The organism is Nonomuraea sp. NPDC050202, assembly GCF_040656115.1.
In the GTDB taxonomy this organism is placed as follows: domain Bacteria; phylum Actinomycetota; class Actinomycetes; order Streptosporangiales; family Streptosporangiaceae; genus Nonomuraea.
Window position 1 is genome coordinate 26671 of record NZ_JBFALF010000027.1, and the last position, 24681, is coordinate 51351.

A 24681-nucleotide genomic window follows, 5' to 3' on the forward strand; every position below is an offset into this window, starting at 1 on the left:
CAGCTGGGGACTAGGCGCTCAGCACCTTGCGGAGCAGCTCGCCGAACTCGGCGGGGTGCGTGGTCAGGCCCACGTGCCCGCCCGGGAAGTGCACGAGCTCCGTGCCGAACCGCTCGGCCAGGAACGCGGCGGAGCGGTAGGGCAGCTCGCCGCGCGACTCCTCGCCCGCCGCGAGCACGAGCCGGTCCGACAGGGCCCGCAGCCGATCCACGTCGGGGGTGTAGGCCATGAAGCTCGGGACGATCCGCCCGAGGAAGTACGGCATGTCCCCCATGGTGCGCTCGGCCCGGGCCGCTGCCTGCGGCGGCAGCTCGGTGGCGGCGGGGGCTTCGGCGCCGGGCCGCTTGAGGCCCGCCGCGAACACGGCCGCAGCGGGCATCAGCCCCTCCCTGCGGAAGGTGTCCTCGACGCGGGCGAGCAGCGCGCGGTGCTCGGCGGCGTCCGGCAGCACCTCGACCACCGGCGGCTCGTGCGCCACGACGCGCTCGACCCGCCCGGGGTGGGTGACGAGCAGGTGCAGCGCCACGATGGCGCCCGAGCTGCACCCGGCCACGCGGGCGGGCGCGCCCGGCGACAGCAGCTCCAGCAGCCGGAACGCGTCGTCGGCGTGCTGCTCGACCGACTGCCGGGCCTCGGGGTCGTCCAGCGGGCTGCGGGACAGGCCGCGCGGATCGTAGGAGACGACCGTGTACTCGTCTGCCAGGCCGGCCGCGACGCCGTCGAACGCGGCGGCGCCCCCCGCGCCGCCGGGGATCAGCAGCAGGAGCGGGCCGCTGCCGCGCACCTCGTAGCGCAGGTTCGCGCCGGGCGCGCGCAGGTGGCCGATGGTGGGGGTGGTCATGCCGGATCTCCTTCGTGTTCGTGTTCTGGCCAGTGCTCCAGGAGGGTGTGCAGGGCGTCGAGGCAGCGCAGCCAGGTGGCCTGCGCCGGGCGCGAGTGCGCGAAACCGCCCGCGGCCTCGAGGCTGACGAAGCCGTGCAGCGTGCTGCGCATCAGCCGGACCGCGTCGGTCAGGTCGGGCTCGTCCAGCCGGTAGGCGCGCAGCATGCTGTAGGTCAGCTCGATCGCGCGCCGCGGCCCCGCCGCCCGGGCCGCGAGCTCGGGATCGATCTCCATCGGGGTCTGCGTGGCGGTGTAGCGGCCCGGGTGGTCGTGGGCGTAGCCGCGCCACGCGTTCGCGTACGCCACCAGCGCCTCCCTGCCCGACCGGCCGGCGGTGGCCTCCGCGATGCGGATGGTCTTCTCGTCCGCCGCCAGCAGCGCGATCCGTCCTCGCAGGTCGTCGAGGTTGCGGACGTGCGCGTACAGGCTGGCGTCCTTCACCCCGAGCCGGCGGGCCACCGCCGACATGGTCACGTGCTCCAGCCCGACCTCGTCCGCCAGCTCAGCCCCGACGAGCGTCACCCGCTCCGCCGTGAGCCCCATCCGTGCCATGCACACCACCTTTCCTAGGTTGATTAGGATATACCTAATGCCCCTAGGTTTCACAATGAGCCAGTAAGGCCGTCTGCTGGGACGACAAGTTTCGGCATGTAGCTGAAATTTTCAAGGCATCGGTCAGGTGTTCCCGGGCGCATCGACCAGGCCAGTTCGCGCATCCCACCCCTTCCCGGCGGGGCGTACCCTCACAGTCTGACCGGAGTCATTGACAAGTCCGCACAACGCGGCCGATACTTTCGCCACCGTTCCGATAGTTTCGTTGATGCCCGCCTTCACGAGAAGGAAGCATGCAGATGAACGACGCACCCCACCCCCCGCACAGCCGCAGACGCGGCCGCATCCTGCGGTTCGCAGGCCGGGCCTGCGCCGTGGTCGCGGCGCTGGCCGTGGCGATGCTGCCCAGCGTCGCGCACGCCGCCATCACCACCAACCAGACCGGCACCAACAACGGCTACTTCTACTCGTTCTGGACCGACAGCCAGGGCACGGTCTCCATGGAGCTGGGATCCGGCGGCAACTACAGCACCTCGTGGCGCAACACCGGGAACTTCGTGGCCGGCAAGGGCTGGAACCCCGGCGGGCGCAGGACGGTGACCTACTCGGGCAGCTTCAACCCCTCGGGCAACGCCTACCTGACCCTGTACGGGTGGACCAGGAACCCGCTCGTCGAGTACTACATCGTCGACAACTGGGGCACCTACCGGCCGACCGGCACGTACAAGGGCACGGTGACCAGCGACGGCGGAACGTACGACATCTACCAGACGACGCGCTACAACGCCCCGTCCATCGAGGGCACCCGGACCTTCAACCAGTACTGGAGCGTGCGCCAGTCGAAGAAGACCGGCGGCACCATCACGGCCGGCAACCACTTCGACGCCTGGGCCCGCAACGGCATGAGCCTGGGCAGCCATGACTACCAGATCCTCGCCACCGAGGGTTACCAGAGCAGCGGCAGCTCCAACATCACGGTCGGCGGCTCCTCCGGCGGAGGCGGCGGGGGTGGCGGCGGCGGTGGCGGCGGCGGGGGTTGCACCGCCACGCTCTCCGCGGGCCAGCAGTGGAGCGACCGCTACAACCTCAACGTGTCGGTCAGCGGCTCCAGCAACTGGACCGTCACGATGAACGTGCCCTCCCCAGCACAGATCATCGCCACCTGGAACGTCACCGCCAGCTATCCCAGCGCCCAGGTGCTGACCGCCAGACCCAACGGCAACGGCAACAACTGGGGCGTGACAGTCCAGCACAACGGCAACTACACCTGGCCGACGGTCTCCTGCAGCGCTAGCTGACCTTCGGGCCCCCTGGCGCGGCGGCACCTCCCCTGCCGCCGCGCCACACCGCGTGAGCGATCAGAATGGCAGGCGCGGTCCGGCCGTGGCCGAGCGGGTGGTCGAAGGGTGATGAGCATGATCCGGTGGCGACGGTTACGGGCTCTGCCCGTGCTCCTCGGCCTGGCGATGCAGATCGCCGCGTGCGGCGGGCCGCTGGGCGATCGTGCCCCAGGCCGGTGGGGATCGCCGCGTGCGGCGTGCCGCTGGGCGATCGTGCCCCAGGCCGGTGGGGATCGGCCGGACGGCCGATGGGCAGGTCCGGTTCGCCGTCCCGCTCTGCGACGGGGAGTCCGTCTCCGCCTTCGAGGTTCTGGAGCATCAGACGCTGCGTCCCGTGTGGAGGGTGTCCCAGCCGACGCGGCCGGAGACGCGGCACCGGCGAACACTGCTGAACCTCAGGAGGCGGGCTTCCGCCAGACCGAGACGTGGCTCCTGCTCTCGCCGGTGAACGGCTCGCGCCCCCAGCCCGCCCAGCGCTCGTGCAACGCCATCCCGGCCAGGCGCGCCATGAGGTCCAGCTCGGCCGGCCACACGTAACGGTGGGTCGAGGAGTAGATCTCGACCTGCCCGCCCGCCGTCCAGTAGTGGTGGGAGACGGCGAGCTGCGCGGCGACGTCGTACTCCTCGAACCCCAGGTGCGCCGGTGTCACCGCGAACGGGTGGACGGTCTGGCCGGGCGGCAGCCGCCGCAGCTCCGGGACGTACACCTCGATGACGAAGCAGCCGCCCGGGCCGAGGTGCGCCGCCTCGTTGCGGAAGCACTCGACCTGCTCGTCCTGCGTGGTCAGGTTGGTGATCGTGTTGCGTACCAGGTAGGCGAGGGCGAACGTGCCGTCCACCCGCGTGGTGGCGAAGTCCCCGACGGTCACGCCGACGTGCTCCGCGCCGGGCTTGGCCCGGAGCTGCGCGATCATGGCGGTGGACAGGTCGATGCCGTGCACGCGGACGCCCCGCCGGCTGAGCGGCAGGGCGAGGCGGCCGGTGCCGACGCCGAACTCCAGCGCGGCGCCCGAGCCCGAAGGCGTTGCGCCCGGGCCCGCCGGCGCTGCGCCCGTGCCCGCCGGCCCGGCGTCCGCGCCCGCCAGCCCTGAGAGGAAGTCGACCGCCGGGTCGACGACCGCGGGCTCGAACAGCTCGGGCCATTTCTCCTCGTAGGTCTCGGCGATTCGCGCGTCGAAGGTGTTCTGCGGCATACCGCCACTGTGGGCACGCGCACGCCGGGACCGCCACCCCATTATCGGACTCCCGCGCGCACGCCGTCATAAGGTTGCGCACGCTCCTCCATTATGCGTACAGTGTTCTCGACCTCAGAACGCCGTGCACCTCATGGAGGCCACTCAACATGGTCGAAACCCACCGGCCGCTGGCAGAGCTCCCCCTCACCCGCACCCCCGGCTGCCCCTTCGACCCGCCGCCGGAGCTGGCCGGAGTGCGGGAGCAGGCGCCGATCAGGCGGCTGACCTTCCCCGACGGGCACGCGGGATGGCTGGTCACCGGTCACGCCCTGGCCCGCGCGGTGCTGGGAGACCCCCGCTTCAGCTCCCGGCCCGAGCTCATGCACTACCCGCTGCCGGGGGTGACCTTCGGCGAGACGCCTCCGGCCCCGATCGGCGACCTCACCGGGCTCGACGCTCCCGAGCACACCCGCTACCGCAAGCTGCTGATCGGCAAGTTCACCGTGCGCCGCATGAGCCTGCTCACCGAGCGCGTCCAGGAGATCACCGCCGCGCAGCTCGACGTCATGGCCGAGCACGGCCCGCCCGCGGACCTGGTGCGGCTCTTCGCCCAGCCGGTGCCCGCGCTGATGATCTGCGAGCTGCTCGGGGTCCCGTACGCCGACCGCGAGACGTTCCAGCGGCACGCCGCGGTGCTGGCCGGCGGCGACCACAGCCCGGAGGAGCAGTACGCGGCCTTCGGCGCGCTGGGCGAGTACCTGCACGGGCTGGTGCGGGCCAAGCGCGCGCACCCCACCGACGACCTGCTCAGCGACCTGACCGGCACCGACCTCGACGACGAGGAGCTGGCGGGCATCGGCGCCTTCCTGCTCGGCGCCGGGCTCGACACCACCGCGAACATGATCGCGCTGGGCACGTTCGCCCTGCTGAGCCACCCCGGCCAGCTCGCGGCCCTGCGCGACGAGCCGGAGCTCGCCGACCGGGCCGTCGAGGAGCTGCTGCGTTACCTGAGCATCGCCCACACCGGCCAGCGGGCCGCGCTGGAGGACGTCGAGCTGGGCGGCCGGCTCGTCAGGGCCGGGGAGACGGTCGTCGTCTCGGTCCAGGCGGCCAACCGCGACCCGGCCAGGTTCGCCGACCCGGACAGGCTCGACCTGCGCCGGGAGGCCGTGGGGCACCTGGCCTTCGGCCACGGCGCGCACCAGTGCCTGGGCCAGCAGCTCGCCCGGGTCGAGCTGCGCGTCGCGCTGCCCGCGCTGATCGGCCGCTTCCCGGCGCTGCGCCTGGCCGTGCCCGCCGGGGAGGTGCCGCTGCGCGGCGGCCTGGACATCTACGGCGCGCTGCGGCTCCCGGTCACCTGGTGAGCCTGGTCCCGGCTCGACCTGAGATAGGCGATGCCCAGGTCGAGGGCGGACTCCAGGTGGGTGGTCTGCCCGGTGGACATCTGGATCAGCACGCCGCCCTGGATTCCGGCGAGGATCGCGGCGGCCGCCCGTTCCGGGTCGAGGCCGGGGTCGATCTCGCCGGCGGCCTGCATGTGCCGCACGCCGGCGGCGATCTCGGCCTGCCAGCGCCCCATCAGCTCGGTGACCACCGCCTGGGCCCCTGGCGTGCGGTCGCCCAGGTGCGAGGTGACGGCGTTGAGCGGGCACAGGCGGCCCTGCCGCCGGTAGCGGTCGACGACCTTGTCGCGCCAGGCTTCCCAGGCGGGCCAGGAGGTGAGCTCGTCGAGCTGCGGCCGCTGGTCCTCCAGCACCCTGCCGGCCTCGAACCGCGCCACGGCCAGCAGCAGTTCCTCCCGCCCGCCGGGGAAGTAGTGGAAGAGCTGGCTCTTGCTGGTCGAGGTCGCCGACAGCACGTCGTCGAGGGTCGTGGCGGCCACGCCGTGCTCGCGGATGAGCTCGGCCGCGCCTTCGAGGATGCGCTGCCGCGTGGCGGCTCCCTTGCGGGTCAGCGTCTGCATGATCGACCTCCACCCGATCGGACTACGTGATCCACCCTACCAATTTTGGACTTGCGGGTCCATTTTCTGCGGCGCAAGCTGGCCGCATGTCCATGGATCAGTACTTCCTGCTCGGCCGCTCCGGCCTGCGCGTCAGCCGCCTCGCCCTCGGCACGATGAACTTCGGCACCGGCGGCTTCCACGCCGCGTACGGCAAGACCGAGGACGAGGCCCGCCCCATCTTCCGCCGCTACCTCGAAGCCGGCGGCAACTTCATCGACACCGCCGACTTCTACACCGCCGGGGAGAGCGAGACCATCCTCGGCAACCTCGTCGCCGAGGCCGGGGTGCGCGACCGGGTGGTGCTCACCACCAAGTTCACCAACAGCGTGGACCCCGGCGACCCGAACGCCGGCGGCAACGGCCGCAAGCACATGATCAGGGCGCTCGAGGCGTCCCTCCGCCGCCTGCGCACCGACCACGTCGACCTGTTCCTGCTGCACACCTGGGACCGGATCACCCCGGTCGAGGAGGTCATGCGCACGTTCGACGACCTCACCAGGGCCGGCAAGATCCGGTACGCGGGCCTGTCGGACGTGCCGAGCTGGTACGCGGCCCGCGCCCAGACGCTGGCCGAGGCGCACGCGCTCGCCCCGCTGGTCAGCCTGCAACTCCCCTACTCCCTGGTGGACCGGGCGATCGAGCGCGAGCACGTCCCCATGGGGCAGACCCTGGGCCTCGGCATCACCGCGTGGAGCCCGCTCGGCAGCGGCTTCCTCACCGGCAAGTACCGCCAGGCCGACCAGGGCCTGACCGGCGAGGGCCGGCTGAGCGGCGCGGGCGGCGCGGGACGCACGTGGACGGACAGGGAATGGCGGCTCCTGGCGGCTCTGGAGAACGTCGCCGCCGAGGTCGGCAGGCCGATGGCCCAGGTCGCGCTCAACTGGGTCGCCACCCGGCCCGGCGTGGCCTCGGCGATCATCGGGGCGAGCAGCGTCGGGCAGCTCGACGCCAACCTGTCCGCCCTCGACTTCGAGCTGCCCGCCGAGCTGCGCGCCCGGCTCGACGAGGCGAGCGACGTGCCCGCGGAGTCGGTGTACCGGATGTTCACCCCGGGCTACCAGGGCTGGCTGGTCAATCCGGGAGCCAAGGTCGCCGACAAGCCCGCCGGGTACGTCCCCGCCGTGCGGAACTGGGCGGCCTGACCCGCGCCCTGCGTCATTACTGGAGTGCTCTTTGTGACGTTCTGAGCTATGGTCGCCCGTATGACGGGGCCGTGGAGAACACCACGAGGGTCCATCGCGTTCACCGGCGTGATGGGCCTGGTCCTGCTGTCCCTGCTGCTCGTCGGCGCCTCATCGGGCTCCGGCAGCGGGGGCTCCGGCCTGCGGGCCGGCGTGCCGTACGGGCCGGCGTGGATCCTGGGCGACCCGGCGCCGAGCTCTCCAGCCTGCCGCCACAGGCCACCAGTGTGCGCGAGCACCACGTGCTGTCGCTGTGGCCGCCGCTGCGGGGCGAGCGGCAGGCCGAAGCCGGCCATCTGGCGCTGCTGCCGTCGCCCGGCCACGACGAGGCCGCGATCCGCGATCCGCAGCAGTTCGCCCACCTCGCCACGGGGCCACGCAGCCCGCCGCTGATCTAGCCGCCGCCTTTCACCACCTCCGGAGCTCTACGGCCGTTCGTGTGCCGTAGGGCCTCGCCGCGCGTGTCCGCCTCCTCGGCGAGGCGGCCGCGCGCGCTCCCGGGCGGCCAGCCATGACGACCGGCCGGTCGTCCCGTCAGCGTGCGCATCCCGAAAAGGATCTTTATCATCATGACCGACACCCACGGAGCCTCACACCTCAGCACCGTCCAGCTCCAGACCCTCCGCCAGGACCTGCAGGAGCAGCTCGAACGGCGCAGCCGCCACCTGCTCGGCCTGCAGGACGAGGCGCGGCAGAGCACCGGCGCGGACGACACGTGGCAGGAGCTGCTCGTCTCCCTGTCCACCGCCGACCGCGCGATCGCCGAGCTCACCCAGGCCCTCGACCGGCTGGCCACCGGCGCCTACGGCCGCTGCGGGCACTGCGAGGCGGGCATCCCGTTCGAACGGCTCAAGATCCGCCCGCTGGCCCGCTACTGCATCGGCTGCCAGCGCCGGTTCGAGGCGGCCTAGCCGTCAGATCACGCATCCGTCCTCGCGCAGGTCCCGCAGGGCGGCGGCGCCCTCGATGATGCGCCGGTAGGACGGGCACTGCGTGAAGTCCTCGGCGGTGCACTCCATGAGGTGCTCGATCAGCCGCTTGGACGCCGCGATCTCCCCGAGCCGCCGCTCGAGGTCCGCGTGATGCTGTTCGAGGAGTGCTCGGCGCTCGGCCCGGCCGGCCGCGCCGAGCACCTCCCTGATCTGGTCGAGGCTCATCCCGCCGCCCTTGGCCCGGATGATCGTCATGACCCGTACGACGTGGTCGCGGGTGTAGCGGCGGCGGCCGTTCACCCGGGTGGCGGGGGTCAGCAGGCCCATGGCCTCCCAGTGGCGCAGCACGTGCGGCGCCAGGTCGAACCGTTCGGCCAGCTCGCCGATGCGCATCGAGTCGGTTGACTTCATGTTGACATTAACTTGCAGCCGCGCCCCGGCCGTCAAGGCGGCGCGACCGGACAGCGGCTACGTCGTCACCGCGTACACGCGCGTGGTGCCGAACACGCCGGTGTCCCTGCGCCGCCAGGGCGTCACCGTGCGCAGGTGGCGGAAGCGGCCGGTGCGCAGCAGGTGCGCCTCCTCGACGGGGTTGAAGTAGATCAGGGTGATGGGGCGCGGGTTCCTGTCGGCCGAGCCGAGCAGCCGGTCCATGGCGGCGGCGAACGTCCGGCCCCTGAACGGGTTGTTGAGGAACACCACGCTGACGTCGTCGGGGATGTCGTAGTCGAGCACGTCCGACTGCACGAACTCCACCGCACGCGCGCGCAGCCGCAGCCTCGTGGCGGCCAGGTTGGCCCTGGCCACCTCGGTCAGCTCGGGAGACAGCTCGACGCCGATCGCCTGCTTGAACGGGTACCGGCCCGCCGCCTCCAGCACCATTCTGCCCTTGCCCGCGCCCAGGTCGAGGAAGACGTCCTGGTGTCCGACGTCCCTGACGGGCAGGGCCCGGCGCAGCGTGCCCCAGTGGGCGGGCGAGTAGTAGACGCGTTCGGGGTGGTCGAGGCCGAACTCCGCGAGGTCGGCGAAGTCCGCGGTGCTCACGCCGTACCGCTGGTCGTAGAGCAGCCTGGCCAGCCGGCGGCGCACGGAGCGCAGCCGTACGGGCAGGCCGCCCATCATGAGGACCTCTTCCGCCTGCAGCACCGCCTCGCAGCCCAGGGCGATCGGCGTGCCCGTCAGGAGGGCGCCGAGCAGCAGCGGCATCCTCTCCCGTACGGCCGTGAGCGGGCTGCCGGGCGGCGGGGCGGCCAGGTCGTCGATGACAGTCACAGGCGTCTCCTCGAAGGTGGCCGGCGCTGACGGTGGCCGGCTACGGCCCGAGTGTGACAAGTCACGGCAGGGCAGGACAGCCCTTGACAAGCCGCCCTGCTGTCAAAGATGGGCGGTGGGCCGGGCGGTCACGGCCCGCGTGCCCATCGGTGACGTGCCGCGCGGCTCGTCCAGCATGGCAGCACGGCAGCACGGCAGCACGGCACCGCCGGGCCGGCTCCGGCCGGATGGCAGGGGATACATTCGTCAGGGCAACCCCCGCGGAGCGCACGACACACGCGTTGGAGCCGAGCATGGCCGATGGCAACCCGCCCGTACGACGGGCCCTGTTCCTGCACGCGCCGCTCCGGCGCAGGCCGCGGGCGGTGCTGGAGCGGATGCTGGAGCTGGTGGACGACGACACCCCGCCGGACGGCCCGGACGGCCCCGTCGCCGTGCTGGAGCGGCGCCTGGCCGGGCTGCTCGGCAAGGAGCGCGCGCTGTTCTTCCCGAGCGGGACGATGGCGCAGCAGGCCGTGCTGCGCGTGTACGCCGACCGCAGCGGGCGCCGCACCTTCGCCGGGCACCCGTTCACGCATCTGGACGTGTGGGAGGAGCAGGGGTACAACGCCGTCCACGGGCTGACCTTCCGCCGCACCGGTGACATGCACGAGCTGATGACGGCGCGGGACCTGACCGCGATCGGCGAGCCGCTCGCGGCGGTGGTGTGGGAGCTGCCGCAGCGCGACCTCGGCGGCCTGCTCCCGGAATGGGACGAGCTGGGCGAGCAGGTCGGCCTCATGCGGGCCACCGGCGCCGCCGCGCACCTCGACGGGGCGCGGTTGTGGGAGGCCCAGACGTACTACCGGCGGCCGCTCGACGAGCTCGCCGGGCTGTTCGACTCCGTGTACGTCTCGCTCTACAAGAGCCTGCAGGGCGTACGGGGCGCCGTGCTCGCCGCCGACGCGGGCACGGTGGCCGCGGCGGAGGTGTGGCGGCAGCGGCTCGGCGGCGGCATCGCCGACGCGTGGCCGCTCGCCCTGGCCGCCATGACCGGCCTCGACACCGTCGCCGAGCGCATGCCCGCCTACCGCGAGCACGCGATCGCCATCGCGGCCGCCATCAACGCCGACGGCGCCGCCCGCACCCGCCCGGACCCGCCGCAGACGCCGCTGTTCCACGTGCACCTGCCCGCTCCCAGGCGGGCCGTCGAGCAGGCAGGCCGGGCGCTCCTGGAGGAGCAGGGCGTGCAGCTGTGGAGCCGGGTGCGCAGCGGGCCGGACCCGTCACGCTGCAGCTTCGAGGTCACCGTAGGCGAGAACGCGATGGACTTCACCCCCGAGGAGGTGGCCGCCTTCATCCGCGACGTGCTGACCCGCGCCGCGGAGCCCCGTGCCGCCGCCCGGGCGCACGGTGCCTAGGATGCCCGGAATGGAGCTGAGTTCTCGCCTGGAGCAGGAGTGGGAGCTGCATCGGCCGGCCGTGTTCGGCGCGGCCTACCGGCTGCTCGGCAGCGTGGCCGAGGCCGAGGACGTGGTGCAGGAGGTCTGGCTGCGGGCGGCGGGCGCCGAGGACCTGTCGCAGGTGGTGGACCTGCGGGCGTGGCTGATCACGGTGGCGGCGCGCACGTCGTACAACGTGCTGAAGTCGGCCAGGGTGCGGCGCGAGGACTATGTCGGGCCGTGGCTGCCCGAGCCGCTGCTGACCGGGCCCGACGCGGCCGGGCCCGTCCTGGTGGACGAGTCGGTGGGCACGGCGATGATGGTGGTGATGCGGGAGCTGGCGCCGCCCGAGCGGGTGGCGTTCGTGCTGCACGACGTGTTCGGGCTGCCGTTCGAGCGGATCGCCGAGGTGCTCGGCAGGTCCGTGCCGGCCGCGCGCAAGCTGGCCTCCCGGGCGCGCGGGCGGGTGGCGGCCGCCCGCGACAGGGAGCCGGATGCCGCGCGGGGCGAGCGCGAGCGGGTGGTGGCCGCCTTCCGCGCCGCCTCGCAGGCGGGCGACCTGGCCCGGCTGGTGGAGGTGCTGGATCCGGACGTGGTGTACGTCGCCGACGGCGGCGGCAGGGCCAAGGCCGCCCGCGTGCCGGTCCGCGGTCGCGACCGGCTGGCGCCGATGCTGGCGTGGATCGAGGGGCGGCACCCGGCCGAGCGGATCGAGCACCTCGAGGTGGCCGGCCGACCGGCGCTGATCACCTACCGGGACGGCGTGCCGGCGTGGGTGGACACGTTCGAGATCCGCGAGGGCCGGATCGTCACCATCTGGCGGGTGGTGAATCCGGAAAAGCTCCGGCATCTCGGTCACCTTTGAGCGGGCTGTGTTGTCTGCCTGGCGTACGGGAGCACGTCACAGACTGAGGAGACACACATGCCGCACATCGTGATCATCGGTGGGGGTTTCGCCGGGGTGTGGGCGGCGGCCGCGGCCGCGCGCGTGCGCGACGGCGCCGACCTGGACATCACGCTGATCGCGCCGGACGAGAACCTCGTGCTGCGCCCGCGGATGTACGAGGCCGAGCCGGAACGCGCGACCGTCCCGCTGCCAGGCCTGCTCGGGCCCATCGGCGTCCGCCACCGTCGCGCCTGGGCGGAGCACATCGACGTGGCCGCCCGCCGGGTGCACGCCGGCGGGGACGTGATCGGCTACGACCGGCTGGTGCTGGCGACGGGCAGCCGGCTGGTGCGGCCCGACCTGCCGGGTGCCGGCCTGCTGTTCGACGTGGACACCCTGGCGGGCGCGCGGCGGCTGGCCGACCACCTGCGGGGCAGGGAGGGTTTCACGGCCGTGGTGGTCGGGGCCGGGTTCACCGGCCTGGAGGTGGCCACCGAGCTGGCCGGGCGCGGGCGGGTGGTGCTCGTGGACCAGGCGGACGTCGTGGGGCCGGACCTCGGGCCCGCGCCGCGGCCGTACATCGAGGACGCCCTCGACCGGCTGGGCGTCGAGCTGCGCCTGGGCGCCGGCCTGCGTGCCGTCGAGCCCGGCGGGGCGGTGCTGTCCGGCGGGGAGCGTGTCGCCGCCGACGCGGTCGTCTGGACGGCCGGGGTCCGGGCCGACGCGCTCACCGAGCAGATCCCCGCGCGCCGCGACCGGCTCGGCCGGCTGGCCGTCGACCGGTGGATGCGGGTCGAGGAGCCGTCCGGAGCCGTGTTCGCCGCCGGGGACGTGGCGGCGGCCCGCTTCGACGACGACCACGACGTCATGCAGGCCTGCCAGCACGCGACCCCGATGGGCAAGACGGCCGGGCACAACGCCGCCGCCGACCTGCTCGGGCTGCCGCCGCTCGACTTCACGCCCGCGCCGTACGTGACCTGCCTGGACCTGGGGGCCGCCGGCGGGCTCTACACGAAGGGCTGGGAGCGGGAGGTCGCGCTCAGCGGGGAGCAGGGCAAGGAGGTCAAGCAGTGGATCATGCGGCGGATCCAGCCGCCGGTCGACGACGCCGAGCAGCTCCTCACCCTGGCGGGGATGGTGCGCCTGCCGCTCCCCTTCTGAGCTGACCGCGGGCAGGCAGTCCAGCCCGGGCTCGGGTCCTGGTGGCGCCGGGGATCACGTTCGGCGCGTCGCCGCCGCCGGTGGGGATGCGGCGCGCCGCGGCGACGTGGTCAGGGTCGGTGGTGTGGACGGTGGCGGCCAGGCCGTACCGGGAGGCGCTCGCCCGTTCCAGGCCCTCCTCGGAGGAGGAGACGACGGCGACGGGGGGCGACCGGCCCGTACGTCTCCTCCGTCATGATCAGCATGGGCTTGGTCCGGCACATCGAGGCGATCTTCGAGGAGTACAGCACCCTCAAGTCCTAGCCCGGCGCCCCCCACTGCGCGCCGCTGCCGCGCGCCTCGTCGAACACCAGCCACGTGCGCGTGGACAGCACGCCCGGCACGTCCTGGATGCGCTCCAGCACCACGTGCCGCAGCGTCTCGTTGTCCGGCGTCCTGACCAGGACCAGGATGTCGTAGTCGCCGCCGACCATGGCGAAGTGGTCGACGAACGGGATCTCCTTGAGCTGGGCCAGCACCGCGCGCCAGGAGTTCTGCTCGATGGTCACCGACACGTACGCGCTGGTGCCCAGGCCGGCCTTGTGCGGCGCGAGCTCGACCGTGAAGCCCGTGATCACGCCGTCGTCCACCAGCCGGGTCAGGCGGGCGTAGGCGTTGGCGCGCGAGATGTGCACCCGCTCGGCGAGCGTGCGCACCGACATCCGGCCGTCACGCAGGAGCTCGGCGATGATCGCCCGGTCCACCGCGTCCAGCCCGGTGGCCGAACGTCCCGGCCAGCCGTTCCCCTGGGTCACTTCAGACGACATTTGGCCCCCCAAGAGCCGGTTCCGAACCATTTGTCGCTCATTATCCGTCGTCTCTTGAACGGATGGCCAGCTGGACGGACGCTTTCTGTGACAAATGTCCGCAGGGAGGATCGCCGATGGTGCACGTCCGTTCGTCGCTGGCCGGGCTCCGGTCGTATGTGCCGGGCAGGAAGGTGCCCGGGGCCGCGGTCCTGGCCAGCAACGAGTCCCCGTACGGGCTCCTGCCCGGCGTGGCCGCCCGGCTGGCCGAGCTCGCCGGCGGTCTGGCCCGCTACCCGGACATGGGCGCCGGCCGGCTCGTGGACGCGCTCGCCGCCCACCACGGCGTGGCCGCCGAACGGATCGCGGTGGGCGCGGGCTCCTCGGAAGTCTGCGCGCAGCTCCTGCACACGGTGGTCGATCCGGGGTCGGAGGTGGTCTTCGGGTGGCGCTCGTTCGAGGCGTACCCGATCCTCACCACCGTCGCGGGCGGCGTCGCCGTACGGGTGCCGCTGCGCGACCACGCGCAGGACCTGCCCGCGATGGCGGCGGCGGTCACCGGCAGGACCCGCCTGATCTTCGTCTGCAACCCCAGCAACCCGACCTCGACGGCCGTCGGGACGCGCGCCCTGCGCGACTTCGTCGACCGGGTGCCCGAGAACGTGCTGATCGTCATCGACGAGGCCTACCGCGAGTACGCCGACCCGGCCGCGGACGCGCTGGACCTGTTCGGCGACCGGCCCAACGTGGCCGTCGTGCGGACGTTCTCCAAGGCGTACGCGCTGGCCGGGCTGCGCGTCGGCTACTGCGTCGGCCCCGCGGACGTCATCGCGCAGGCCCGCAAGACGCAGATCCCGTTCAGCGTCACCGCCCTCGCCCAGGAGGCCGCCGTCGCCGCGCTCCTGGACCAGCCCGAGGTGGCCAGGCGCTGCGCCCTCACCGTCGCCGAGCGCGAGCGGGTGACCCGCGAGCTGCGCACGCTCGGCTACGGCCTGCCCGACTCCCAGGCCAACTTCGTCTGGCTCCCCCTCGGCCAGGACAGCACCGCCTTCGCCGCCCACTGCCTCGACAAGGGCGTGGTGGTGCGCGCGTTCCCCGGCGAGGGCGTGCGCGTGACCATCGGCCTGCCGGAGGAGAACTCCGCCTTCCTCGCCCTGGCCGAAGCCTGGGCGAGCGCTCCGACCAGCAGAAAGTGAGTGTCTTCATGTCCACGAAGACGTCGGCGAGAGCCGTGCGGGAGCTGCTGCCCTCGCAGGCGCCCATCCGGTTCGTCGATGAGAGCGGCTCCGCCGTGAAGGCGCCCGCGGGGTACCACGTGCCGCCGGACGACCTGCTGCGCGCGGCGTACCGGTGGATGGTCGTGGGACGGCGCTTCGACACCCAGGCGACGGCGCTGACCAAGCAGGGCCGGCTCGCCGTCTACCCGTCCAGCCGCGGCCAGGAGGCCTGCCAGGTCGCGGGCGTGCTGGCGCTGCGCGAGCGGGACTGGCTGTTCCCCACCTACCGCGACTCGGTGGCGCTCGTGGCGCGCGGCCTCGACCCGGTCGAGGTGCTGACGCTGCTGCGCGGCGACTGGCACTGCGGCTACGACCCCGTCGCGACCCGGGTGGCGCCCCAGTGCACGCCGCTGGCCACGCAGGTGCTGCACGCCACCGGCATGGCGGAGGCGCTGCGCCGCAAGGGCGAGGACGGCGTGGTGATGGCCTTCATCGGGGACGGCGGGACGAGCGAGGGCGACTTCCACGAGGCGCTCAACTTCGCCGCCGTGCTCAAGGCGCCGGTCGTCTTCTTCGTGCAGAACAACAAGTACGCCATCTCCGTGCCGCTGGCCAAGCAGAGCGCGGCGCCGGCGCTGGCGTACAAGGGCGTCGGGTACGGCGTGCCCGCCGAGCAGGTGGACGGCAACGACCTCGTGGCGGTGCTGTCCGTGCTGAGCGCGGCCGTCGAGCACGCGCGCTCCGGGCGGGGCCCCTTCCTCGTCGAGGCGCACACGTACCGGATGGACGCGCACACCAACGCCGACGACGCCACCCGGTACCGGGACGACGACGAGGTGCGGCGCTGGCGCGCGGCCGACCCGCTGCCGCGGCTGGAGACGTACCTGCGCGGGCGCGGCCTGCTCACCGACGAGGACGCCGAGTCCGCCCGTACGCAGGGCGAGTCGTTCGCCGCGGACCTGCGGGCGCGGATGAACGCCGACACCGAGCCCGACCTCCTCGAGATCTTCGACCACGTCTACGCCGAGCCCACCCCCCAGCTCCTCGAACAGCGCGAGCAGCTGCGGGCCGAGCTGAACGCACAGGAGAGCTGACATGCCCACCGTCTCGATGGCGCAGGCCCTCAACACGGCCCTGCGCGACGCGCTGCGCGACGACGAGCGCGTGCTGGTCTTCGGCGAGGACGTCGGGCCGCTCGGCGGCGTCTTCCGCATCACCGACGGGCTGACCAGGGACTTCGGCGAGGAACGGTGCTTCGACACGCCGCTGGCCGAGTCGGGCATCGTCGGCCTCGCGGTCGGCATGGCGATGGGCGGCTTCCGGCCGGTGGTGGAGATGCAGTTCGACGCCTTCGCCTACCCGGCGTTCGAGCAGATCGCCTCGCACGTCGCCAAGCTGCGCAACCGCACCCGGGGACGGCTGTCGCTGCCGATGGTGATCCGGGTCCCGTACGCGGGCGGCATCGGCGGCGTCGAGCACCACTGCGACTCCAGCGAGGCGTACTACGCCCACACGCCCGGGCTGAAGGTCGTCACCCCGGCCACCGTCGAGGACGCCTACTGGCTGCTGCGGGACGCCATCGCCGACCCCGATCCGGTGGTGTTCCTGGAGCCGAAGAAGCTGTACTGGGCCAAGGCGGAGGCCGCGCTGGAGCGGCGCGCGGCGGCACCGTTCGGGCGGGCGGCGATCCGGCGGCCCGGGCGTGACGCCACCCTGGTCGCCTACGGGCCCTCGGTGCCGGTCGCGCTGGAGGCCGCCTCCGCCGCCGCCGAGGAGGGGCTGGACCTGGAGGTCGTGGACCTGCGGACGATCGTGCCGTTCGACGACGAGACCGTGGTCGAGTCGGTGCGGCGTACCGGGCGGTGCGTGGTCGTGCAGGAGGCGCAGGGGTTCGCGGGGGTGGGGGCCGAGATCGCGGCGCGGGTGCAGGAGCGGTGCTTCCACTCGCTGGCCGCGCCCGTGCTGCGGGTGGCCGGGTTCGACATCCCCTACCCGCCGCCGATGCTGGAGCACGCGCATCTGCCCGGGGTGGACCGGGTGCTGGACGCCGTGGACCGGCTGCAGTTCGACGACCGGCCCGACGTGCGGCATCTGACCAGGGGGGCGGCGTGAACACTCTTGAGGCACAGCTCTTCCGGCTGCCCGACCTCGGCGAGGGGCTGACCGAGGCGGAGGTGGTGGTCTGGAAGGTCGCCGTCGGGGACACCGTGGAGATCGACCAGATCGTGGTGGAGGTGGAGACGGCCAAGGCGGCCGTGGAGGTGCCCGTCCCCTACGCGGGCACCGTGCTGGAGCTGCACGCGGAGGCGGGGAGGACCCTCTCGGTGGGCGATCCGCTCATCTCGGTCGGCGCGCCCGCCCCCGCTCCCGGTACGGGTGTCGGCACGGAAGCAGGGGTTGGCGCGGCGGCGGAGCGCTACCGGGAGGAGGAGCGGGCCGGATCCGGCAACGTGCTGATCGGCTACGGCACCGGCCACCTTCCGGGGCAGCGACGCCGGCGCAGAGGCCGTACCGGCGCGGCCCCGTCGCCCGCCGCCACCCGCGCAGAGGCGGCCCCAGCCGCGAGCCGGCCCGCCGGGACCGCCCACCTCGGCGTGGCCGTTCCGCCCACCGCCACGTCGGCCGCGGCCGTTCCGCCCGGCGCCGTGCCACCCGCCGCCGTATCGCCCGGCGCCGTTTCGCGCACCGCCACTCCGGCCGCGGCCCCATCTGCCGGGACAGGCCGCGGGGAGGCGCCTCGCGTGATCTCTCCGCTGGTCCGCAGGCTGGCGCAGGAGAACGGCATCGACCTGGCCGGGATCACACCCAGCGGCCCCAACCGGGTCATCCTGCGCCGGGACGTCGAGCGTGCCATCGCGCAGGCCCGCGAGCCGGCCGCGGTGTCGCGCCACGGCCTGCCCGCCGCCGTCGCCCTCTCCGCGCCGCAGCAGGCCGCGCGGCCGGGCACCACCGCCGCCCACGCGCCGCAGCACGGCACGCCCGCCACACCGCGGCACGACGCGCCCGCCACCCTCTCCGCCCCGCGGCCCGACACGCTCGCCGCCGCCTCCTCCTCGGCTCAGGAACCGGAGCGGATCCCGCTGCGCGGCCTGCGCCGGGCGGTGGCCGAGAAGCTGTCCCGGAGCAGGAGCGAGATCCCCGACGCCACGACCTGGGTGGACGTGGACGCCACCGGCCTGCTGGAGACCAAGGACGCGCTGCGCGCCGCCGTCCCCGACCGGCGCATCGGCCTGCTGGCGCTGCTGGCCCGCATCTGCGTCGCCGGCCTGCGCCGCTACCCGGAGCTGAACTCCACGGTCGACCTCGAACGGGCCGAGATCGTCCGCTACCCGCAGATCCACCTGGGCTTCGCCGCCCAGACGGAGCGCGGCCTGGTCGTCCCGGTCGTCCGCGACGCCCACCGCATGACGCTGACGGAGCTGGCGGCCGAGCTGGCCCGCCTGACCACCCTGGCCCGCGAGGGCACCCTGCCCCCGCAGGCGCTGACAGGAGGCACGTTCACGCTCAACAACTACGGCGTGTTCGGCGTGGACGGCTCCACCCCGATCATCAACCACCCCGAGGCCGCCCTCCTGGGCATCGGCCGCATCATCGACAGGCCATGGGCGGTGGACGGCACCCTCGCCGTCCGCAAGGTCACCCAGCTCTCCTTCACGTTCGACCACCGCGTCTGCGACGGCGGCGTCGCCGGAGGCTTCCTCCGTTACGTCGCCGACTGCGTGGAACGCCCGGCGACCCTGCTGGCCGACCTCTGAGAGACGGCCGGTCAGCCGAGTGGCGACCCGACGCGGTGCAGGGTCCCGTCGGGGTCGACGTAGGCGAACTCGCGCAGCCCGTACTCGGTGTCCTGGGGTCGCCCGAGCCGCCCCGGGACGCCGGCGGCCGCCCACTCGGCGTGCACCGCGCCCGCGTCGGAGACGTACAGGTAGACGACCGCGCCGGTGCGGCCGGGATCGTGCTCGGCCCACTCGTTCAGGTGCAGCGACACGCCGCCGCGCTCGACGAAGGCGTAACGCGCGCCGCCTTCGTAGGCGCGGACGTCGAAGCCGAGCCGGCGATACCGCTCCATCGCCGCATCCAGGTCCAGCACCGGCACCACCGGCGCCACGCTCTCGAACACCACTCCGTCCGCCACCGCGAACCTCCTCCTCCGGCCCTGCCTCCATCATGCCCCCGGCAGGCCCGGTTTCCGGATAAACTGGGCCCGTGCATCTGTACTTCCTGTGAGGACGACCGCCTCGCCCGCCCGTCAGGGGCGCGGCCGGGCACGTTCGCCGTCGTCTCTCACCCTCAGGTTCCCCGCCCCCATGCCCGGGCGCGCGCGAGCCTGTCTTCGACAGGAAGTACATGTCTGCCATCGCCATGCCATCCGCTCGCTCGCGAGCCCATCTCAACGCCACCGACCTGCGCCTGTCGCGCGGTGGCCGGCCGGTCCTGACCGGCGTGGACCTCACCGTCTCCCCCGGCGACCGCCTCGGGGTGGTCGGCGAGAACGGCCGCGGGAAGACCACCCTGCTGCAGGTGCTCGCCGGCACGCTGACCCCCGACTCGGGAACCGTGCACCGGGCCGGCACGCTGGGCGTCGCCGACCAGGAGATGCCGGTCGCCGGTGACGGCACGGTCGGCGATCTCATCGACGTCGAGCTGGCCCGGGTGCGCGCGGTGCTGCGCGCGTTCGAGTCGGCCGCCCTCGACCTGGTCGAGGAGCGTCCCGGCGCCGAGGAGGCGTACGCCGAGGCGCTCGCGGCCGCCGACTCCATCGGCGCCTGGGAAGCCGACCACCGGGTCGACGTCTCGCTCGCCGCGCTCAGCGCGATCAGCGACCGTTCCGTGCCGCTGGCGGAGCTGTCCGTCGGGCAGCGGTACCGGATCCGGCTGGCCTGCCTGCTGGGCGCCGGGCACGACCTGCTGCTGCTCGACGAGCCGACCAACCACCTCGACTCCGGCGGCCTGGACCACCTGACCGCCGCGCTGCGCGCGCATCCCGGCGGCGTGGTGCTGGTCAGCCACGACCGGGCGCTGCTGTCGGACGTGGTCACCGCGGTGCTGGACCTCGACCCGACCAGCGACGGGCGTCCCCGCACGTACGGGGGCGGGTACGCGGGCTACCACGAGGGCCGGCGGGCCGAGCGCGAGCGCTGGGAGACCGCCTACCGGGACCAGCAGCTCGAACACCGGCGCCTCGCCCAGGACCTCTCCGCGGCCCAGAACCGGCTGTCCACCGGCTGGCGGCCGGACAAGGGCACCGGCAAGCACACCCGCGCCACCCGCGCGCCGGCCCTGGTGCGGGCGGTGCACCGGCGGCAGGAGGCGCTGGAGGCGCACCTCGTGAACGTGCCGGAGCCGCCGCTGCGGTTCCAGCTGCCGCACCTGGACGCGCCCGCCGGGGTCACGCTGCTGCGCGCCGACGGCGTGACGGTCCGGGGCCGCTTCGACGCGCCGCAGTCGGTGCTGCTGCGCGCGGGCGACCGCCTGGTGGTGACCGGCCCGAACGGCTCGGGCAAGTCGAGCCTCCTGCACGTGCTCGCGGGCCGGCTCGCCCCGGACTCGGGCGCCGTGCAGGGCAGGCGGGGCACGCGCGTCGGCCTGCTCGCCCAGGAGTCGCCGCCGCCGTCGCGGCGCCGGGCCTTCGAGGTGTACGAGGCCGCCGTGGGCAGGCTCGTCGGCTCGGGCGCGCTCGACGAGGGGGCCACGATCGGGCTCGGCCGGCTCGGCCTGCTCCCGTCGGAGTCCCTGCACCGGCCTGTCGCCGAGCTGTCGGTGGGGCAGCGGCGCCGGCTCGACCTGGCGCTCCTGCTGGCCTCCCGGCCGCAGGTGGTGCTGCTCGACGAGCCGACCAACCACCTGTCCATGGTGCTGATGGAGGAGCTGACCGAGGCGCTGGCCACGATGGGCGCCGCGGTGGTGCTGGCCACCCACGACCGCCGGCTCCTGCGCGACACGGAGTCGTGGCCCCGGCTTCGGCTCTGAGACCGGACGGCCGCACCGCCCGCACGGTGCGGCCCTGAGGCCGGACGGCCGCACCGCCCCGCACGGTGCGGCTCCGCGGGCGGGACGGGCGGCTTGTCCGAGTACGCGACAATACCGGGTGTGATTGTGGATCAGGCGATTTACTGCGGCGGCGTGCGTGAGACCATCACCGGAGACATCAGCGACGCGTTCAACGCGGCGCGGGCCAGGGGCGACTGTTTCCTGTGGATCGGCTTGCACGACCCCTCGCAGGAGGAGTTCGACCTGATCACTCGCGAGGTGGAGCTGCATCCGCTGGCGGTCGAGGACGCCATCCACGCCCACCAGCGGGCCAAGCTCGAACGTTACGACGACACCCTGTTCGTGGTGCTCAAGCCGCTGCTGTACGCGGAGGAGACCTCCGACATCGAGGTCGGCGAGATCAACCTGTTCCTCAGCCCGGACTTCGTCATCAGCGTCCGGCACGGCCAGGCGGCGCCGCTCGGCGCGGTGCGCCGCCGCCTCGAGTCCGATCCCGGGCTGCTCGCCGCAGGGCCGTCGGGGGTGCTGTACGCGATCTGCGACCAGGTCGTGGACGACTACGGCCGCATCACGCACGAGATCGAGAGCGACCTCATCGCGCTGGAACGCCGGGTGTTCAGCGGCGAGTACGCCGACGCCACCGAGGACATCTACTCGCTCAAGCGCGAGGTCCTGGAGTTCCGCACCGCCCAGGACCCGCTGATCCCGGTGCTGGAGGAGATCGTGAAGGGCCGGGTGGAGCTGTGCTCGGCCACCCGGGAGCAGTTCCGCGACGTGCTCGACCACCTGCTGCGCGTGGACGCGGCGGTCGACGAGCACAACGAGCTGCTCACCAGCGCCCTGACCGCCCACCTGGCGCTGACGGGGCGGGAGCAGAACAAGGCGGCCATGCAGCAGAACGCCGACATGCGCAAGATCTCGTCGTGGGCGGCGCTCATCGCCGTCCCGACCATGATCGCCGGCATCTACGGCATGAACTTCGACTACATGCCCGAGCTGCACTGGGCGTTCGGCTATCCCCTCACCCTGGGCGTCATGGTCGTCGCCGTGATCATCGTCTTCCGGCTGCTGCGCAGGAGCGGATGGCTCTGACCGGCCGCGCTCACCAGGTGCGCGGCAGCGGGAAACGGGCGCGCACCGCGAAGCCGCCGTCCGGCTCCGGGCCGGTCTGCAGGCTGCCCTGCACCATCGCCAGCCGCTCGCGCATGCCGACCAGCCCGTGGCCGGGCCGCCTGCTCGCCTTGGCCGCGCCCGCCACGGCCGCGCCGGCTGTGGCGGCCGGCCTGCCGGCCGTCGCGGGCGCGTTGCGCACCTCCAGCGTGAGCGCCTGCTCGGTGTAGCCGATGGCGACCGCCGTCGGGGCGGCGCCGGCGTGCCGCAGCACGTTCGTCAGGGCCTCCTGCAACACCCGGTACGCGGTGACGTCCAGCACGGGCGGCAGCGGGGGCAGGTCGGCGGGGGCGTCCAGCGTCACGGCCAGGCCGGCCGCGCGCACGTCCGCGATCAGCTCGTCCAGCCGCACCAGCGACGACATCGGCGCCACCTGCTCGCCCTCGACGGGCTCGCGCAGGAGGCTGACCAGGCCGCGCATCTCCTCCACGGTCTGCCGCCCCAGCCGCTCCAGCCCGGCCACGACCTCCCGCTCGGCCGGACGGTCACCGAGCATCCGGCGCAGCGCGCCCAGTTGCAGCGTCATCACGCTGACCGAGTGCGCCACCGCGTCGTGCACCTCCCTGGCGATGCGCGTGCGCTCCTGCGCGACCGCCGCCTGGGCGCCGGCCTCACGCTCGGCGTCGAGGGCGGCGGCCAGCTCCGCGTACTGTGTCGCCCGCTCCTCGCTGCGCCGCGCCAGCAGGCCCATGGACCAGCACGGCAACAGGACCGCCGGGACGAACAGCAGCTCCCACGCCGACGCCCCGGACGGCGCCGTGGCGGCGAACGACACGGCGGCCAGGCCCAGCGCCAGGGCGGAGCGGCGGGGTGGCTCGCGCCAGCCGGCCCAGCTGACCGCACCGATCATGCCGATCACCGCCGCGCCGGAGATCCCGGGCGCGCCGGAGAGCAGCATGCCCGCGGGCAGGCAGAGCGCCGCGATCAGGGTGCCGGCGAGCGGGTGCCGGGCCGCCAGCATCAGGCCGGCGCCCATCACGACCCCCGACACCCAGGTGACCGTGGCGGCGGCGCCGAAGAAGTCGTCGAGCCGCGTCTCGACCACGGCCAGCACGGCGACCAGAGGTCCGAACACCATGGGTATGAGGCGTACGTCCCTCAGCCGCGTCCACGTCATGGCCACCGATCGTAGGCGTGGCCCCCGCTCGCGCGACTCCGCCCGACGGGGGATCCTGACAGCTCACCGTCTCCCCCTGACAGCGGACCCGGGGCGCGCGCCCAGGGCGGTGAACCGTTCGGCGGCCAGGACGCGGGCAAGCTCGGCCTGCTCCGCGTCACGGGCGGCCGGACCGCCGCCGTGCCGGGCTGACCCCGGGGCGGGTCAGCTCGTGACGGTCACGTCCCGCAGCAGGAAGTAGCTCATGGCGTCGGCCTGCAGGTACAGGTGGAACTTGTCCGCCCTGGGCCTGGCCGTCTTGTCGGCGGTGACGATCGTGGCGATCACGTAGTTCTTGGCGACGTTGGCGCGGATCTGCCCGTACGCGAACGTGTCCAGGGTCATGTCGCTGCGGATGTTCACGGCGTTCGAGCCGAGCTTGGCCAGGCGCGTGGCGGCGGCCTTGGCCGCCTTGTCCGTCGGGAACGCCATCGTCACCTGCACCGCTCTGAGGTGACCCCGGTACGCCGAGTAGGCGACCTGGATGGCGCGTTCGCACTTGTTCGTGGCCAGCACGCCCTCGCCGTCCACCGGGGCGCACGTGTCGTACGACCAGCCGCCGACCTTGTTCGCCGAGAACTTGACCGCCTCGAAGCGGAAGTTCCAGTCGCCGAACTCGCTGTGCGTGATCGGCGAGCCCGGGGCGGCCCGTGACGAGCCGGGGGTGGTGTCCGAGGGCTCGCCGGCCGATCCCGTCGGCTCCTCCGCCGGCTCTTCCGCCGGTTCCTGCGATGGCTCGTCCGACGGGGAGTCGGATTCCAAGGGTGCCGTGGTGGGGCCGGACGTGCCGGTGCCGGACAGGCCGGCGGCGGGCTCGGTGCGGGAGGCGTTGAAGTAGGCGACCGTGCCGGCCGTGCCGCCCAGGAGGAGGATGACGCCCAGGCCGGCGGACAGGCCGATGATCAGGGTGTTGTGGCGTTTGGGGGGCAGGCCGCCGTAGTCGTACTGGTTCTGGGGGAGGGCGTAGGGGTCGCCCTGGTTCGCGTAGGTGGTCTGGAGCTCCGGGCGGGACGCGTAGGGGCCGGAGGACAGGCCGTAGTCGGGCCGGCGTCCCTGGTCGGGTGCCAGGTCGTGCTCGGGCCAGCGCTCCTGGTCGGGAGGCGGGCCGTACTCGGGACGGCGGTCATGACCGGGGGGCGGGCCCTGCTCGGGCCAGCGTCCCTGATCTGGTGGGGGGCCGTACTCGGGACGGCGGTCATGATCGGGGGCCGGACCGTGATCGGGCCAGCGCCCCTGGTCGGGGGGCGGGCCGTACTCGGGGTGGCGGCCGTGATCGGGGGGCGGGCCTCCCTGGCGGGGCTGCGGGCCGGGATCCGGGCGGCCGGAGCCCTGGTCGTGGCCGGCGCCGCCCCACGCGCCGTACCCAGGAGGCGGGGTGGCCGGGCCGTAGCCGGGCCGGCCGTTGGCGTGCGGTGCCTGCCGGCCCCATGGATCATCGGGGTGGGGCTGGGAAGGGTAGGTCATTGGCCCATTGTGGGGCGGCTCGTGCCGCTCGCCCGGGGCACACCGCCAAGGGGCATGAGAGTGAACCGGGGCCGCGCGCCCGTACGTACAA

24 protein-coding genes are annotated in these 24681 nt (G+C 73.5%); 14 read left to right on the forward strand and 10 right to left on the reverse strand.

The window, feature by feature from the left end; all coding sequences use genetic code 11:
- Positions 1-10: 10 nt before the first annotated feature.
- Both AB0I79_RS45045 and AB0I79_RS45050 read right to left on the reverse strand, forming a co-directional pair.
- Entirely contained in the window at positions 11-841 is an 831-nt protein-coding gene (locus AB0I79_RS45045) for an alpha/beta hydrolase (protein WP_357886945.1), read from the reverse strand.
- Positions 838-1434, reverse strand: a complete 597-nt coding sequence (locus tag AB0I79_RS45050) for a WHG domain-containing protein (protein ID WP_357886948.1) — start codon at positions 1432-1434, stop codon at positions 838-840. The genes AB0I79_RS45045 and AB0I79_RS45050 overlap by 4 nt, the downstream gene beginning before the upstream one ends.
- A 299-nt stretch (positions 1435-1733) precedes the next feature.
- Here AB0I79_RS45050 and AB0I79_RS45055 point away from each other — a divergent pair, with 299 nt between their 5' ends.
- Entirely contained in the window at positions 1734-2732 is a 999-nt protein-coding gene (locus AB0I79_RS45055) for a glycoside hydrolase family 11 protein (RefSeq protein WP_357886950.1), read from the forward strand.
- Positions 2733-3169: 437 nt separating this feature from the next.
- Here the strand turns inward: AB0I79_RS45055 and AB0I79_RS45060 are convergent, their stop codons facing one another.
- Complete coding sequence (locus tag AB0I79_RS45060) at positions 3170-3967, reverse strand: class I SAM-dependent methyltransferase (RefSeq protein ID WP_357886953.1); 798 nt, start codon at positions 3965-3967, stop codon at positions 3170-3172.
- A gap of 149 nt (positions 3968-4116) precedes the next feature.
- On the opposite strand from AB0I79_RS45060, the gene AB0I79_RS45065 reads away from it, so the two are divergent.
- Positions 4117-5313, forward strand: coding sequence for a cytochrome P450 (locus AB0I79_RS45065; RefSeq protein WP_357886956.1), 1197 nt, complete (start codon positions 4117-4119; stop codon positions 5311-5313).
- On the opposite strand, the gene AB0I79_RS45070 is transcribed toward AB0I79_RS45065, so the two are convergent.
- Positions 5280-5912 carry a TetR/AcrR family transcriptional regulator gene (locus tag AB0I79_RS45070; RefSeq protein ID WP_357886959.1) on the reverse strand — a complete coding sequence of 211 codons (633 nt, stop codon included), beginning with the start codon at positions 5910-5912 and terminating at the stop codon, positions 5280-5282. The two genes, AB0I79_RS45065 and AB0I79_RS45070, sit on opposite strands and share 34 nt — an antisense overlap.
- A gap of 86 nt (positions 5913-5998) precedes the next feature.
- Between AB0I79_RS45070 and AB0I79_RS45075 the strand changes: the two genes are divergently transcribed.
- The 3 genes from AB0I79_RS45075 to AB0I79_RS45085 all read left to right on the forward strand — a co-directional run bounded on the left by AB0I79_RS45075 (position 5999) and on the right by AB0I79_RS45085 (position 8046).
- Positions 5999-7096: an aldo/keto reductase gene (locus AB0I79_RS45075; RefSeq protein ID WP_357886962.1), complete on the forward strand. Its 1098-nt coding sequence runs from the start codon at positions 5999-6001 to the stop codon at positions 7094-7096.
- Positions 7097-7305: 209 nt separating this feature from the next.
- On the forward strand, positions 7306-7533 hold the full coding sequence (locus AB0I79_RS45080) for a hypothetical protein (protein ID WP_357886965.1): 228 nt from the start codon (positions 7306-7308) through the stop codon (positions 7531-7533).
- A gap of 171 nt (positions 7534-7704) precedes the next feature.
- Positions 7705-8046, forward strand: a complete 342-nt coding sequence (locus tag AB0I79_RS45085; RefSeq protein ID WP_357886968.1) for a TraR/DksA C4-type zinc finger protein — start codon at positions 7705-7707, stop codon at positions 8044-8046.
- Between the two features lie 3 nt (positions 8047-8049).
- On the opposite strand, the gene AB0I79_RS45090 is transcribed toward AB0I79_RS45085, so the two are convergent.
- Both AB0I79_RS45090 and AB0I79_RS45095 read right to left on the reverse strand, forming a co-directional pair.
- The gene (locus AB0I79_RS45090; protein ID WP_357886971.1) at positions 8050-8478 is read right to left on the reverse strand and encodes a MerR family transcriptional regulator; all 429 of its coding nucleotides are present in this window, start codon (positions 8476-8478) and stop codon (positions 8050-8052) included.
- Positions 8479-8535: 57 nt separating this feature from the next.
- A complete protein-coding gene (locus tag AB0I79_RS45095; protein WP_357886974.1) occupies positions 8536-9339 on the reverse strand; it encodes a class I SAM-dependent methyltransferase in 804 nt (267 codons plus the stop codon).
- Positions 9340-9632: 293 nt separating this feature from the next.
- Here AB0I79_RS45095 and AB0I79_RS45100 point away from each other — a divergent pair, with 293 nt between their 5' ends.
- From AB0I79_RS45100 to AB0I79_RS45110, 3 genes are read left to right on the forward strand one after another with little or no spacing between them, the layout of a single operon-like run.
- Positions 9633-10739: a beta-eliminating lyase-related protein gene (locus AB0I79_RS45100; protein ID WP_357886977.1), complete on the forward strand. Its 1107-nt coding sequence runs from the start codon at positions 9633-9635 to the stop codon at positions 10737-10739.
- Positions 10740-10749: 10 nt separating this feature from the next.
- Entirely contained in the window at positions 10750-11625 is an 876-nt protein-coding gene (gene sigJ / locus AB0I79_RS45105; protein WP_357886980.1) for an RNA polymerase sigma factor SigJ, read from the forward strand.
- Positions 11626-11682: 57 nt separating this feature from the next.
- Positions 11683-12807: an FAD-dependent oxidoreductase gene (locus AB0I79_RS45110; protein ID WP_357886983.1), complete on the forward strand. Its 1125-nt coding sequence runs from the start codon at positions 11683-11685 to the stop codon at positions 12805-12807.
- A gap of 299 nt (positions 12808-13106) precedes the next feature.
- On the opposite strand, the gene AB0I79_RS45115 is transcribed toward AB0I79_RS45110, so the two are convergent.
- Positions 13107-13613 (reverse strand): Lrp/AsnC family transcriptional regulator, encoded by a 507-nt coding sequence (locus AB0I79_RS45115; RefSeq protein ID WP_357886986.1) that lies wholly within the window; start codon positions 13611-13613, stop codon positions 13107-13109.
- Positions 13614-13729: 116 nt separating this feature from the next.
- Here AB0I79_RS45115 and AB0I79_RS45120 point away from each other — a divergent pair, with 116 nt between their 5' ends.
- Genes AB0I79_RS45120 through AB0I79_RS45135 form a run of 4 tightly spaced genes read left to right on the forward strand, consistent with a single transcriptional unit; the run spans position 13730 to position 18564 of the window.
- On the forward strand, positions 13730-14788 hold the full coding sequence (locus tag AB0I79_RS45120) for a histidinol-phosphate transaminase (RefSeq protein ID WP_357886989.1): 1059 nt from the start codon (positions 13730-13732) through the stop codon (positions 14786-14788).
- 8 nt (positions 14789-14796) lie between these two features.
- Positions 14797-15903 carry a pyruvate dehydrogenase (acetyl-transferring) E1 component subunit alpha gene (pdhA, locus tag AB0I79_RS45125; protein WP_357886992.1) on the forward strand — a complete coding sequence of 369 codons (1107 nt, stop codon included), beginning with the start codon at positions 14797-14799 and terminating at the stop codon, positions 15901-15903.
- Between the two features lies 1 nt (position 15904).
- The gene (locus AB0I79_RS45130; RefSeq protein ID WP_357886995.1) at positions 15905-16921 is read left to right on the forward strand and encodes an alpha-ketoacid dehydrogenase subunit beta; all 1017 of its coding nucleotides are present in this window, start codon (positions 15905-15907) and stop codon (positions 16919-16921) included.
- On the forward strand, positions 16918-18564 hold the full coding sequence (locus AB0I79_RS45135; RefSeq protein WP_357886998.1) for a dihydrolipoamide acetyltransferase family protein: 1647 nt from the start codon (positions 16918-16920) through the stop codon (positions 18562-18564). Before AB0I79_RS45130 ends, AB0I79_RS45135 begins: the two co-directional genes overlap by 4 nt.
- 11 nt (positions 18565-18575) lie before the next feature.
- Here the strand turns inward: AB0I79_RS45135 and AB0I79_RS45140 are convergent, their stop codons facing one another.
- Positions 18576-18944 (reverse strand): VOC family protein, encoded by a 369-nt coding sequence (locus AB0I79_RS45140; RefSeq protein ID WP_357887001.1) that lies wholly within the window; start codon positions 18942-18944, stop codon positions 18576-18578.
- Positions 18945-19156: 212 nt separating this feature from the next.
- Here AB0I79_RS45140 and AB0I79_RS45145 point away from each other — a divergent pair, with 212 nt between their 5' ends.
- Together AB0I79_RS45145 and AB0I79_RS45150 are read left to right on the forward strand one after the other, a co-directional pair.
- On the forward strand, positions 19157-20779 hold the full coding sequence (locus AB0I79_RS45145; RefSeq protein ID WP_357887004.1) for an ABC-F family ATP-binding cassette domain-containing protein: 1623 nt from the start codon (positions 19157-19159) through the stop codon (positions 20777-20779).
- Positions 20780-20932: 153 nt separating this feature from the next.
- Positions 20933-21892: a magnesium and cobalt transport protein CorA gene (locus AB0I79_RS45150; protein ID WP_357887007.1), complete on the forward strand. Its 960-nt coding sequence runs from the start codon at positions 20933-20935 to the stop codon at positions 21890-21892.
- Positions 21893-21902: 10 nt separating this feature from the next.
- On the opposite strand, the gene AB0I79_RS45155 is transcribed toward AB0I79_RS45150, so the two are convergent.
- Both AB0I79_RS45155 and AB0I79_RS45160 read right to left on the reverse strand, forming a co-directional pair.
- Positions 21903-23048, reverse strand: a complete 1146-nt coding sequence (locus AB0I79_RS45155) for a histidine kinase (protein WP_357887010.1) — start codon at positions 23046-23048, stop codon at positions 21903-21905.
- 243 nt (positions 23049-23291) lie between these two features.
- Positions 23292-24590, reverse strand: a complete 1299-nt coding sequence (locus tag AB0I79_RS45160; protein WP_357887013.1) for a hypothetical protein — start codon at positions 24588-24590, stop codon at positions 23292-23294.
- Positions 24591-24681: the final 91 nt, after the last annotated feature.